Genomic DNA, 11,632 nt, shown 5'->3' with positions numbered 1-11,632 from the left:
CCGGGCTCCCCTTTTTCGGTCTGGCATGTCAATGTTCGCCCGAGTGCATCCACCGTTTCCGGATGCGCCCTAATGCGCCAGCATGACGTCCGTGGCGCTGCCTTCAGTCTGGCTGAAACGCTCAAGCGGGACGATGCGCGGCGCCCCTGCTTCCGCTAGCTTGTCGAGGTCAAGGCTCACATAGCCAAGGCTGCTATAGGGCTTCACGAAGATCTTCTTGCGCTCAAGATCAGTCAGTGATGTCCACGACGTATATTCGGTAATGGTGTCGGTTTTTTTCTCGTCAGCCTTGCCCATGATCTGGGCCGCTGAAGAGGTCAGCGCGCTCGCCTTGGCGCTTGCATAGCGTGATGCACCGCGCGGGCGGTCGAACTTGTTCATCACATGTGACAATTCAAGGATTGCAGCATCCGGTCCGTCTGCCTTTTCGGTGAAATTCGCGTAATAGGCGGCGCGGACAAAACGGCCGACGGCGGTGTCGGAAGCAGGCAGGCCGGCCGTTGCAATACCCGAATCGGGCTGAACGAATTCATGGCCGAGGATTGTTGCGCTGGTCTGGTCGATATTGCTGAAAAACGTATAGTTGTTGAGATTGGTCAGGTGCCAGTCAAACCGCGGACTGTTGGTCATCACGCCGATCGGATTGTCGAAGATGTGGCGTTCACCGTCGAAAAATTCGATGACGATCGAGGCGCCGCTGCGGTCATGGACGGTGTAGTGGAAGGGCGGAATGGTTCCGCCAAGCGCTGCCATCGGCTCGATTAGCACCGGCTGGGCCTCAAGAGCTGCCTTTACCTCGGCAACCGTTGCGAATTGACCAAGGATCCAGGCACCGAGATCGATCGCCGAAAGCACTGCCGTCTCGGGGGGGAGCGTATCGTCAGGGCCGTGGGTGTCGGCAAAGGCGAGAAGGCTGAAATCAAGCCCGGCCTCGTTCATGGCCTCAACGATCTTGAGATCCTTCACCGAGCCATTGGGAACGGCAAAGCCGAGAATGGCATACTGGCTTTCGAAGGTGATTTCGGCATGTGTGCCAACTTTGGACGAAAAGGGCGTTCCCCTGGGCAGGAATGTCGCGAGATAGGGCAGTTCAACCGGGAGTTCCATTGTTCTTCCGGCGTAAACGGATCCGGACAGATCGCAGTAGAGAAGGGATGTGCACATAGTCGACCTCGGTATTGTCTTTCGCGGTGAGAGCGGTTCAGGCTCGCCTTGTATCGAAGGGTATCAGCCAGTTAAAATCAATCTGTAAGTGTGTCGCAACGAAATGTTTTCCCGACCTCTTTCATCGCGCGGCATTGCGTGCCTCGCGCATGCTGAGTGCCGCGCCGACAAAGAAGCAGAAGGCACCGAACCAGAGATTGGCGTTGGATAGGGCCATGATCCACGGCGCTTCCGGCCTCGCAGGAATATAGGCGAGCGTTGATGCGATCATGAAAGTGATGCAGCCGAGAAGGTTGATCGCTGCAATCCACCAGGACAGATCACGTTTCGGCAGCGACATGTGGGCGTGGCCGACTTCGATATAGGCAAGATAGCCTGAAACGAGGAACAGGACTGAACCGATCATGCCGGGCAGCCAGATGACAAGGTCCTGAATGCCCCAATGTGATGGTGCAATAATCGTATCGAATGTATTGAAATTAAAAGCGATAGTTCCGATGAACTGGGTGGAGGCACTGAGCCAGCCGGGGCTCTTGATATCCCGGCCGAACAAGGCGGGCGGCACCTTGCCGGAGGTGTGTTTCTCATCTGCATTGGCGGCCTGGAACAGTTGCAGATAGGCTGCTGTGGTGAAAGGGATCGAACCGGCGAAGAAGGTTGCATTGGTTGTCCAGGCGGGCAGGCCGGCGACAATCGCCGGAAACAGAGCCATGGCACTGCCGGTCATGAACAGCGTTGCGCCAATGACGAAGACAAGGCCCGTCAGCCAGTTGTAGAATGCCCGCTGCCAGATCGGGGCATGGACATGTTCAAGCCCACGCCGCTGGCGGAACAGGCCCTTTCTGTGGTCGCGGGCGCGCCAGTCAAAATGCCGTCCGCCGTGTTGGTACAGGCGGAGCGTGATGAAAGGCCAGGGGCCGGTTTCAACGCTGCGGTGAGGGCTTTCCCGACCGTTTCTGTCTGCCATTCCCAAAGCCTGTTTTTACCATAGAACCTAAAAATCAGGCGGGATGTCTGTGCTTGATCGTGAACCAGATATCGCTCGCCTCCATTGGTCATAGCCCACGGTATTGTAAAATTGCAAGTTGCAATCGGGCAGCGGAGATCGCTGCCCGATGATTTGGTTTCATTCGCCCGAAAGGGCTGCGACGGGGTCCAGTCTGGAGGCATTGCGTGCCGGCAGATAGCCGAAGGCAATGCCGATCATGCTTGAACAGACGACAGCGGCCACGATGGATGTTGCTGAATAGACCAGCGAGAAGGAGGAGACGAACAGCGAGAACACAAAGCCGATCGCCAGCGCGCCGCCAATACCCAGCAAACCGCCAACAAGGCAGACAATGACGGCCTCGATCAGGAACTGGCGCAGGATATCGCTCTGGCGCGCGCCGACTGCCATGCGTACGCCGATCTCCGAGACGCGTTCGGAGACAGAGACGAGCATGATATTCATCACGCCGATGCCGCCGACCACCAGAGAGATCACCGCGATCATGGTCACCAGCAGGGTCAGCGTCTGCGTGGTCGAGGTGATGGTCTGGCGAATGTCGTCGGTGTTGAGGATGTAGAAGTCTTCCGTGCCGTGGCGCTGGGTCAGGAAGTGGGTGACGGAGGTCTGGGCGTCATCCATGCTATAGGCGTCATTGACTTGCAGGATGATGCTGCGCAGCGAGGTGTCGCCGAGGAAACGGGCCTGAACGGCGGTATAGGGGAGGTAAAGCTGCAGATTGCCGCTGGAGCCGAAACCCGATTGCTGCGCCTTGACCACCCCGACAATGCGCAACGGCACGTCCCCGGCAAAAATTACCTTGCCGACCGGGCTTGTTTCAGGAAAGAGCGCATCCTTGGTGTTTGCGTCGATCACGACGTCCTGCGCCATGCTTTTGACGCTCGTTGCATCAAACAGGCGGCCTTCGCTCAGCTCCAGTCCCTTGGCGGCAAAATATTGCGCGCCGACGCCGCTGACCAGCGCATTGGATTCGGTCGAGCCATAGCGCACGGTCTTCGAGGTGGAGACGGTTGGCGTCACAGCTGCGGCATAGGGTTGGCCCGACAGCGCATCCGCATCGGCCACCGTCAGCGTTGTGATCTTGCCAGCGCGCACATCGCCGAATCCCTTGCCGGCGAAAATCTCCAGCGTATTGGTGCCAAGGCTGGAAATATTGGCAAGTACCTGCTGCTGCGAGCCCTGGCCAAGCGCGACGACGCTGACCACAGAGGCAATGCCGATAATGATGCCGAGCATGGTGAGAAAGCTTCTGAGCTTGTGCGCCCACATGGCCAGAAGCGCCATGTTGAAGGCTTCGCTGAAGGCATTGAGAAAGCCCGTTGCCGAGCGTTTTGCCGTGTCGCGGCTGAGCCTCGCCCCCGGCGTCATCGTTTCCGGGCGCGTCAACCGGTCGGAAATGATCTCACCATCGGCGATTTCGATGATGCGCTCGGCGCGGCTTGCCACATGGGCATCATGGGTGACGATGATCACCGTGTGGCCTTCCGCATGCAGTTCGTCGAGGATCGCCAGAACCTCGTCGCCGCTGCGGCTGTCCAGCGCGCCCGTCGGTTCGTCGGCGAGGATGATTTCTGCGCCATTCATCAACGCGCGGGCAATCGAGACGCGCTGCTGCTGGCCGCCGGATAGCTGGCCGGGACGGTGGTCTGCGCGTTCAGCCATGCCGAGCCGGGCCAGAAGCGCATTGGCCCGCTCATGCCGTCGCGCCGGGCTGATACCGGCATAGATTGCGGGAATTTCGACATTTCCTGTGGCCGAAAGCTCGGGCAGCAGGTGATAGCGCTGGAAGATGAAGCCGAAATGTTCGCGGCGGAGTGCGGCCAGTTCATCGCCGTCAAGGCGTGCCGTTTCGCGTCCGCCAATGGCGTATCGGCCCGCAGTCGGTTTGTCGAGGCAGCCGAGAATATTCATCAACGTCGATTTGCCTGAGCCCGAGGCGCCGATTATGGCGACCATTTCGCCAGCACGGATTTCAAGATCGATACCCTTGAGCGCTTCGATCTCCTCGTCACCCGAGGCATAGGCGCGACGGATGCCGGCGAGGCTGATCAGTGGATCGCTCATGGCTCAAAACCTCATCGGCGGACCTGGCGGGCGCCCGGAATTCGATGCTGATTTGTCGGTTGCGAAGATCTGCCCGGTGACGATCCTGTCGCCCTCGCTGAGGCCTGACAGCACTTCCGCCGTTACCTTGTTGTTGAGGCCGATGCTGATCTTTTGCGGCCTGATCGTTCCGTCGGGCTGCATAACCCGCACGCGATATTGACCGTCTGGCCCGGCATTGCCGAGCGCTGCAGACGGGATGGTCAGCACATTGGCGGCTGAGCCCAGCACGATATGGACCTCGGCAGTCATATAGGTTCTGAGTTTGCCGTCAGGATTCGGGACGGTGAAGACGCCGTTGTAATAGATCGCCGAGGAGGATGAGCTGGAGGACGAGGAGGATGATGAGGACGAGCTCGAGGTCGAGAAACTGGAATCACTCTTGATCGATTCCGGCGCAGGCTCGATCGAGTCCAGCGTCGCCTTATAGGGGGTGTCTGGGTCCCCAAGCACGGTGAAATAGACCGGCATGCCGGCCTTCACCTTGGTGATGTCCGCTTCGGAAATCTCGGTATAGACGGTCATCTGGTCGAGCTGTCCGAGCACGACAATAGTCGGCGCGGACTGGCTGGCATTCACCGTCTGGCCTTCCTGGCTGACAATGGCAAGTACGGTTCCGGCAATCGGTGCGGTGATCTTGGTGTAGCCCAGATTGGCCCTGGCGGTATCGACGGCAACCTGTGCCTCGGTGATCGAGGCCTTGAGCGCCTCAATCTGCGCTTCGGTCACGCCAACATCGGCCATCGCGCTTTCAAAATCCGCCTTGGTGCCGGATTCGCGATTGAACAATTCCTTGTAGCGGGCAAGGGATTGCTGGTTGAGGGTCAGCGTTGCCTGCTTTTCCGCAAGCTGCGCCTTGACGTTGGCAAGCGATGCCTCGGCGGTCCTGAGGCTGTTCTGCTGGGTCGTGTCGTCAATTTCGGCAATCAGATCACCTTCCTTGACGGTGTCGCCAAGCTTGACATTGACATTGGTGATACGGCCGGAGACCTGGGCGCCGACGGCGACAAGTCGTACCGGCTTGAGTTCACCGGTCGCCAGTACCGTCTCCTCGATATCGCCGCGACTGACCGCAACGGTGGCAAGCGGGGCAGGCGGCGGCTTCAGGACAAATTTCCACAACCCGTAACCGCCGCCGCCGACGATCACAACGGCGGTTGCCAATATGGCAAGGCGTTTGATTTTCATTTCTATTCGTCTTCCAGAATGTTCTCGCTACAAGAGCTTGGAAGCGAAAAATGCCGCGTGGCCGGAACGGGCGATTCCGCTGGTTCCAATTTTACGTGCCCGAAAGCGTCACGGCAATACAAGCAGGTCGTGAAATATCTGTAATATTGCCGCGTTGCGCGACGTCTAAACCGGATCAGACCTGAAGTGCATCACGCAGGGTGAGGCCATCGCGAGGACGCAGGTCGAGGTCGCCTTCCATCAGATCGATATGGCGCAGCATGGTGGCGCTGGCGCTCTCCGGATCGCCGGCCTCGATGGCGGCAAGGATTTCCTCATGCTCGCTATGCCCGCAGCTTGAGACGCCGGAGCGGCCATAAAGCGCAATGACAAGCGATGATCGCGCAACCAGTTCGCTCATGAATTTTTCGAGCACGGCATTACCGGCAAATTCCGCCAGAAGGAGATGAAAATCACCCGATGCCTTGATCTCCGAACGTTTTGCCTCGCCGCCGCGCCGGGCCTTGTGGTGGTCTTCCTCGGCCAGTTGCTGCCGGAAGCGCTCAATCTCTGCCGGGCCGATCCGCTCGATCGCCGTTGCAACGATACCTGGTTCGATCAGACGGCGGGCGGCGAAGACCTGACGCGCCTCTTCCGGGGAAGGATTGGATACAATCGCCCCCTTGTTTCGTTCGCTCTGTACCAGGCCCTCAAAGGCAAGCATCTGCAATGCATAACGTGCGACAGTGCGGCTGACGTTGAAGAGCGTGCCGACTTCTGCTTCCGGTAGGCGTGTTCCCGGTGCCAAGCGACGGTCGACAATAGCGTCGCGCAGGGCGTCGCGGATCGCATGCGCGCGATCTTCCTGCGATGAGTCGATCGAGAGCCGGAGCCCTTCATCCATGGTGCTATCGTGTTTCATACTGCCTTGTACCCTTTTTCGCGCCGATTTGAAAATAGCGCGTTTCGGAAAAGGTGAAGCTATTATGCTCACAATTGTGCATCTTGATTGTATTCAATGTCTGTTTTTTGTGCATGCATGTGAATTGATCAGATGAGTGCGATTTAGCCGTTCAAAATTCAGCTTTGCTTACAATGACATACACAACTTTCGCGAAAGTGGCACGCGGAATGCATGGAGAAAGCCAGAAAGAATGAGGGGCCTCCATGTCAAAAGCTGCAGCGATCGAGATCGTTTCTGTATCCAAAATCTATGGGCAGGCTGTTGCTGTCGATTCCATTGACCTGAAAATTCCTGCCGGCACCTATTGCTGCCTGCTCGGACCGTCCGGTTGCGGTAAGACGTCAACGCTGCGTATGATCGCAGGGCATGAAACCGTTTCGCGCGGTGACATCGTCATGGGCGACAAGAATGTGACGGAACTGCCGCCGGCGCGGCGCGGCACGGCGATGATGTTCCAGTCCTATGCGCTGTTTCCCCATCTCGATCTGGTCGAGAATGTTGCCTTCAGCATGAAGATGAAGGGGGTCGGCAAGGCGGAGCGGCGGGCCAAGGCATTTGATATGCTCAAGCTCATGCAGTTGGAACCCTACGCCGAACGGCGCCCGGCGCAATTGTCGGGTGGCCAGCAGCAGCGCGTGGCGCTGGCGCGTGCGCTTATCACCGATCCGGAAGCCCTGCTGCTTGACGAGCCGCTGTCGGCGCTCGACCCCTTCTTGAAGGTGCAGATGCGCGCGGAACTGAAAAAGCTGCAAACCTCGCTCGGCATCACCTTTGTTCACGTGACCCACAGTCAGGAGGAGGCGATGGCGCTCGCCGATCTGATCGTGGTGATGAACGACGGCAAGATCGAGCAGGCGGCCACACCGCGTGAGGTTTTCGAAAAGCCGGCGACGGCCTTCGTTGCCCGTTTCATGGGCGACCATAATGTCATTTCGGGGCGTGTTTCGGAGACAACGGGCTCCGGTGTCACGCTTGATGTCCCCGGCGGCGGCCAGTTTGCCGCTGTCGGGCGCTCGAAAGAGGTCGGGGTGCATGCCGATATTGCTGTGCGCAACGATCACATCCGGCTGGGGCAGACTGCCGTTCCCGGCCTCGGTTTCACCGGTGTCGTCTCGACGGTCGAATATCTCGGCTCGACGGTGAAGCTGATCATGAACGGGGCGGGCGTCGAGGACTTCGTCGTCATTCTGTCCGACAGCCGTTTCTTTGAAAATCCGGTTCGCGTGGGGGAGGCGGTCCCTGTCTACTGGAACGCCTATGACGCGATCATTTTGGCATAAAAATAAATAGATATTTCAACAGGATATCTCTGGAAGGAGAGCAGACAAGATGACTGACAGCGACAAGAAGAAGGGCAAGGGCCTGACGCGGCGCACGCTTTTGAAGACGGGGGCTGCCGCCACGGGTGCGGCCGTCGGTTCCGGTCTTATCACCGGTTTCCCGACGATCTGGGCGCAAAACCCGATCACGCTGCGCCAGTTCGGCACCGGCGTTTCCAACATCAACGCCGTTGCCGAGAAGTGCAAGGCCGATCTCGGCATCACGCTGGAAATGACGGCAATGGATTCTGATGCCGCCGCCCAGCGCGCCGCCACCCAGCCGAACTCCTACGATATCGCCGATATCGAATACTGGATCCTGAAGAAGATCTGGGCGACCGGCGTCATCCAGCCGATGGATGTCTCCAAGCTCACCTATTATGGTGATATCGTTCCGCTGTTCAAAACCGGCAAGCTGACGCCTGACAGTGTCATCGCCCAGGGGACCGCACCGCACACTGTCGGCTTTGTTGAAAAGCCCGGTGACAAGACCTTCGCACCGTCAGAGACCGGCTGGATGACGATGGTTCCGACCATCTATAACGCCGATACCCTGGGCATCCGCCCCGATCTCGTTGGCCGCGACATCACCTCCTGGGCCGATATTCTTGACCCGGCCTTCAAGGGCAAGACCTCGATCCTGAATATTCCGTCGATTGGCATCATGGATGCCGCCATGATCATGGAAGCCGACGGCAAGATCAAATATGGCGACAAGGGCAACATGACCAAGGAAGAGATCGACAAGACGATCGAATTCCTGATCGCCACCAAGAAGCAAGGCCAGTTCCGCGCCTTCTGGAAGACCTTCGATGAAAGCGTCAACCTGATGGCGTCCGGCGAAGTCGTGATCCAGTCCATGTGGTCGCCAGCGGTTGCCGCCGTTCGCTCCAAGGGTATTGCCTGCAAGTATCAGCCGCTGAAGGAAGGCTATCGCGCATGGGGCGGCGGTCTCGGCCTTGCCTCGCATCTTGAAGGTGCGCAGCTTGATGCAGCCTATGAATATATCAATTGGTACCTCTCCGGCTGGGTCGGCGCCTATCTGAACCGTCAGGGCTATTATTCGGCCTGCATGGATACGGCGAAGAAATTCATGTCCGACAATGAATGGGGCTACTGGATCGAGGGCAAGCCCGCGACCGAAGACATCCTCTCACCGGAAGGTCAGGTGATGGAAAAGGCCGGCGCCGTGCGCGATGGCGGCTCCTTCGACGAGCGTATGGGCCATGTTGCCTGCTGGAACTCGGTCATGGACGAGGACCGTTACATGGTTCGCCGCTGGAACGAGTTCATCGCGTCCTAAAACGGCATGCGGAGGCCGGTCTGTTCCTGCCGGCCTTCGCAAATTGGACATCTCGAAAGAGATGTCCTTTTCAAAACCGTTTGGTTTTGAAAAGGACATGGCCAGCGAGGGATGGAAACGACATGACGACACCGGCAGCTTCCGGCATTCCGGCAGCAGATCCAAAGCGGTCCGGACGCAAACTCACCGGCCGGGCGATTTCCTATCTTCAGGCGCTGCCTCTGGCGGTGATATTGGGGATATTTCTGGTGTTTCCGCTGTTGATGATCCTGATCGTCAGCTTCTGGGATTATGATTTCGCATTGATGTATCCGGGTTTTTACACCTTCAACTATGCAGAGACGCTTGGCTCATGGGTAACCTGGAAAACCTATCTCAACACGTTGAAATATGCGGTGATCGTCTGGGGGCTGACGCTTGTCATCGGCTTCTGGGTTGCCTACTTCCTGGCTTTCCACATCAAGACCGCGGCCATGCAGACGGTGCTCTTCCTGGTTTGCACCGTGCCCTTCCTGACCTCCAACATCATCCGCATGATTTCATGGATTCCGGTTCTAGGACGTCACGGTCTGGTCAATACGGCGCTGGTGAATCTGGGCATTGTCGATCAGCCGGTCGAATGGCTGCTCTATTCCGATTTTGCCGTCATTCTCGCCATGGTGCATCTCTACACGCTGTTCATGGTGACGCCGATCTTCAATTCGCTGATCCGCATTGATCGTGCGCTGATTGAAGCGGCGCGGGATGCCGGCGCGTCCAGCATGCAGATTCTCACCAATGTCATTCTGCCGCTGGCCAAGCCCGGTATGGCGATCGGTTCGATCTTCGTTGTCACGCTGGTCATGGCGGATTTCATCACCGTGCTCGTCATGTCGGGCGGGCAGAGCGCTTCGGTGGCGCTGATGATGAAGAACCAGATGTCGCTGCTGCAATATCCCGGCGCTGCCGCCAATGCGGTGCTGCTGCTGATCGTCGTTCTCATGATGGTGGCGGGGATCCTGCGCATCGTCGATATCCGCAAGGAGCTCTAGGCCATGCATGAAAAACGCGGACGCGAATTCTATATTCTGGCAGCCTTTTTCACGGTCTTCGTGCTGTTCCTTTACGGGCCGCTTTCGGCGATCCTGATCCTCTCCTTTCAGGGGCCGAATGGTGGTCTGACATTCCCGCTCAACGGGGTGTCGCTGCACTGGTTTGCCAATCTGTTCGAAACCCAGGCGGTTGGAGATTTTGGCGGCAGTTTCCGGCGTTCGCTGATGCTGGGCCTGATGGTGATGATCGTGACAGTGGTCGTCTCTTTGATGGCGGGGCTGGCCTTCCGGCGCAAATTTGTCGGCGCGACAGTGCTGTTCTATGTGGCGATTGCCAGTCTTGTTGTACCATCAATCATCATTTCGCTCGGCATTGGCGTGATGTTCCAGCAGGTCGGCATTGCGCCGGCCTGGTACACCTCTGCCTTCGGAGCGCAGCTGACCTGGGCACTGCCCTTCGGCGTGCTGATCATGTTCGCTGTGTTCAACCGCTTTTCGCCGTCGTATGAAGAGGCAGCACGCGATCTCGGTGCTACGTCCTGGCAGACTTTCCGCTATGTGCTTCTGCCGATGATCGCGCCAAGTCTCATCGGTGTGGCGCTGTTCGGCTTCACCCTTTCCTATGATGAATTCGCGCGTACGCTGCTGACGGCAGGCACCTATAATACGCTGCCGCTGGAAATCATGGCGATGACCACCAATGTCACGACGCCGGTGCTCTATGCGCTGGGAACCGTCACAACGGTCTTTTCCTTCATCGTTATCGGCCTGGCGCTGACGTTGATCCGCACGCTGAACCGCGGCCGTGCCAAGGGGTGAAGCCATGCAGATCCTCGTCGTCAATCCCAATACGACTGTCAGCATGACCGAGACGATCGCCATGGCGGCACGGCGTGCTGCGCATGGCGAGACAGAAATTGCGGCCGTTACCTCATCCATGGGGCCGGCTTCGATCGAAGGCTATTATGATGAAGCGATTGCCGTCCCGGGCCTTTTGATGGAGGTTGCACGGGGTGAGCGGCAGGGTGCGCAAGCGGCCATCATCGCCTGTTTTGATGATACCGGGCTCGATGCGGCGCGCGCCATGGCGGGCATTCCGGTCATCGGGATCTGCGAGGCCGGTGTGAAAATGGCCAGCTATATCGCCCGGCGTTTCACCATCGTCACGACGATGGAGCGCTCACGCGTGCCGATTGAAGAGCTTGTCAGGCGCTATGGCGTATCAGAGAGCGCGCGGGTGCGGGCTGCCGATATTTCCGTGCTCTCGCTTGAGGATCCGCATTCCAACGCGCGCGATCGCCTGCGCAGCGAAATTTCGGCTGCCATGCGGGAAGATCGTGCCGAGGCGATCGTGCTCGGCTGTGCCGGCATGGCCGATCTGGCGGCGGATCTGACGGGGGAATTCGGCCTTCCGGTTATTGATGGTGTTTCGGCCGCCGTGAAGCAGGCTGAGGCACTGATTGGATTAGGGCTTTCCACGGCCAAGCGTGGGCCCTATGCTTTGCCGGTCGCAAAGAAGTATACCGGCATGCTGCAGGACTTCGCGCCGCAGCTTCTCGACAGGATCTGAGA

The 11,632-nt window shown here is 58.4% G+C and carries 10 protein-coding genes; 5 read left to right on the top strand and 5 right to left on the bottom strand.

What is annotated here, in order from left to right; translation table 11 throughout:
- Positions 1 to 69 precede the first annotated feature (69 nt).
- The 5 genes from FJU08_RS02005 to FJU08_RS01985 all read right to left on the bottom strand — a co-directional run bounded on the left by FJU08_RS02005 (position 70) and on the right by FJU08_RS01985 (position 6,365).
- Positions 70 to 1,164, bottom strand: a complete 1,095-nt coding sequence (locus FJU08_RS02005) for a linear amide C-N hydrolase (protein ID WP_141147296.1) — start codon at positions 1,162 to 1,164, stop codon at positions 70 to 72.
- A gap of 121 nt (positions 1,165 to 1,285) precedes the next feature.
- Positions 1,286 to 2,131 (bottom strand): hypothetical protein, encoded by an 846-nt coding sequence (locus tag FJU08_RS02000; RefSeq protein ID WP_141147295.1) that lies wholly within the window; start codon positions 2,129 to 2,131, stop codon positions 1,286 to 1,288.
- 159 nt (positions 2,132 to 2,290) lie between these two features.
- Positions 2,291 to 4,237, bottom strand: coding sequence for a MacB family efflux pump subunit (locus FJU08_RS01995; RefSeq protein WP_141147294.1), 1,947 nt, complete (start codon positions 4,235 to 4,237; stop codon positions 2,291 to 2,293).
- A 3-nt stretch (positions 4,238 to 4,240) separates the two neighbouring features.
- On the bottom strand, positions 4,241 to 5,464 hold the full coding sequence (locus FJU08_RS01990) for an efflux RND transporter periplasmic adaptor subunit (protein WP_141147293.1): 1,224 nt from the start codon (positions 5,462 to 5,464) through the stop codon (positions 4,241 to 4,243).
- Positions 5,465 to 5,639: 175 nt separating this feature from the next.
- Positions 5,640 to 6,365 (bottom strand): GntR family transcriptional regulator, encoded by a 726-nt coding sequence (locus tag FJU08_RS01985; RefSeq protein WP_141147292.1) that lies wholly within the window; start codon positions 6,363 to 6,365, stop codon positions 5,640 to 5,642.
- 245 nt (positions 6,366 to 6,610) lie between these two features.
- Here FJU08_RS01985 and FJU08_RS01980 point away from each other — a divergent pair, with 245 nt between their 5' ends.
- The 5 genes from FJU08_RS01980 to FJU08_RS01960 all read left to right on the top strand — a co-directional run bounded on the left by FJU08_RS01980 (position 6,611) and on the right by FJU08_RS01960 (position 11,630).
- Complete coding sequence (locus FJU08_RS01980) at positions 6,611 to 7,687, top strand: ABC transporter ATP-binding protein (protein ID WP_141147291.1); 1,077 nt, start codon at positions 6,611 to 6,613, stop codon at positions 7,685 to 7,687.
- 49 nt (positions 7,688 to 7,736) lie between these two features.
- The gene (locus FJU08_RS01975; RefSeq protein WP_141147290.1) at positions 7,737 to 9,029 is read left to right on the top strand and encodes an ABC transporter substrate-binding protein; all 1,293 of its coding nucleotides are present in this window, start codon (positions 7,737 to 7,739) and stop codon (positions 9,027 to 9,029) included.
- A gap of 122 nt (positions 9,030 to 9,151) precedes the next feature.
- On the top strand, positions 9,152 to 10,060 hold the full coding sequence (locus tag FJU08_RS01970) for an ABC transporter permease (protein ID WP_141147289.1): 909 nt from the start codon (positions 9,152 to 9,154) through the stop codon (positions 10,058 to 10,060).
- A gap of 3 nt (positions 10,061 to 10,063) precedes the next feature.
- Entirely contained in the window at positions 10,064 to 10,879 is an 816-nt protein-coding gene (locus FJU08_RS01965; protein WP_141147288.1) for an ABC transporter permease, read from the top strand.
- Positions 10,880 to 10,883: 4 nt separating this feature from the next.
- A complete protein-coding gene (locus tag FJU08_RS01960) occupies positions 10,884 to 11,630 on the top strand; it encodes an aspartate/glutamate racemase family protein (RefSeq protein WP_141147287.1) in 747 nt (248 codons plus the stop codon).
- Positions 11,631 to 11,632 lie beyond the last annotated feature (2 nt).

Source organism: Martelella alba (assembly GCF_006516955.1).
GTDB classification, from domain to species: domain Bacteria; phylum Pseudomonadota; class Alphaproteobacteria; order Rhizobiales; family Rhizobiaceae; genus Martelella; species Martelella alba.
Note: the sequence above shows the minus strand (reverse complement) of the source record. Positions and strands in the feature narration are given on the sequence as shown.

Excerpts from the sequence above, each read along its gene's own strand:
- FJU08_RS02005 (WP_141147296.1), bottom strand. The coding sequence starts at position 1,164 with ATGTGCACATCCCTTCTCTACTGCGATCTGTCCGGATCCGTTTACGCC.
- FJU08_RS02000 (WP_141147295.1), bottom strand. The coding sequence starts at position 2,131 with ATGGCAGACAGAAACGGTCGGGAAAGCCCTCACCGCAGCGTTGAAACC.
- FJU08_RS01995 (WP_141147294.1), bottom strand. The coding sequence starts at position 4,237 with ATGAGCGATCCACTGATCAGCCTCGCCGGCATCCGTCGCGCCTATGCC.
- FJU08_RS01990 (WP_141147293.1), bottom strand. The coding sequence starts at position 5,464 with ATGAAAATCAAACGCCTTGCCATATTGGCAACCGCCGTTGTGATCGTC.
- FJU08_RS01985 (WP_141147292.1), bottom strand. The coding sequence starts at position 6,365 with ATGAAACACGATAGCACCATGGATGAAGGGCTCCGGCTCTCGATCGAC.
- FJU08_RS01980 (WP_141147291.1), top strand. The coding sequence starts at position 6,611 with ATGTCAAAAGCTGCAGCGATCGAGATCGTTTCTGTATCCAAAATCTAT.
- FJU08_RS01975 (WP_141147290.1), top strand. The coding sequence starts at position 7,737 with ATGACTGACAGCGACAAGAAGAAGGGCAAGGGCCTGACGCGGCGCACG.
- FJU08_RS01970 (WP_141147289.1), top strand. The coding sequence starts at position 9,152 with ATGACGACACCGGCAGCTTCCGGCATTCCGGCAGCAGATCCAAAGCGG.
- FJU08_RS01965 (WP_141147288.1), top strand. The coding sequence starts at position 10,064 with ATGCATGAAAAACGCGGACGCGAATTCTATATTCTGGCAGCCTTTTTC.
- FJU08_RS01960 (WP_141147287.1), top strand. The coding sequence starts at position 10,884 with ATGCAGATCCTCGTCGTCAATCCCAATACGACTGTCAGCATGACCGAG.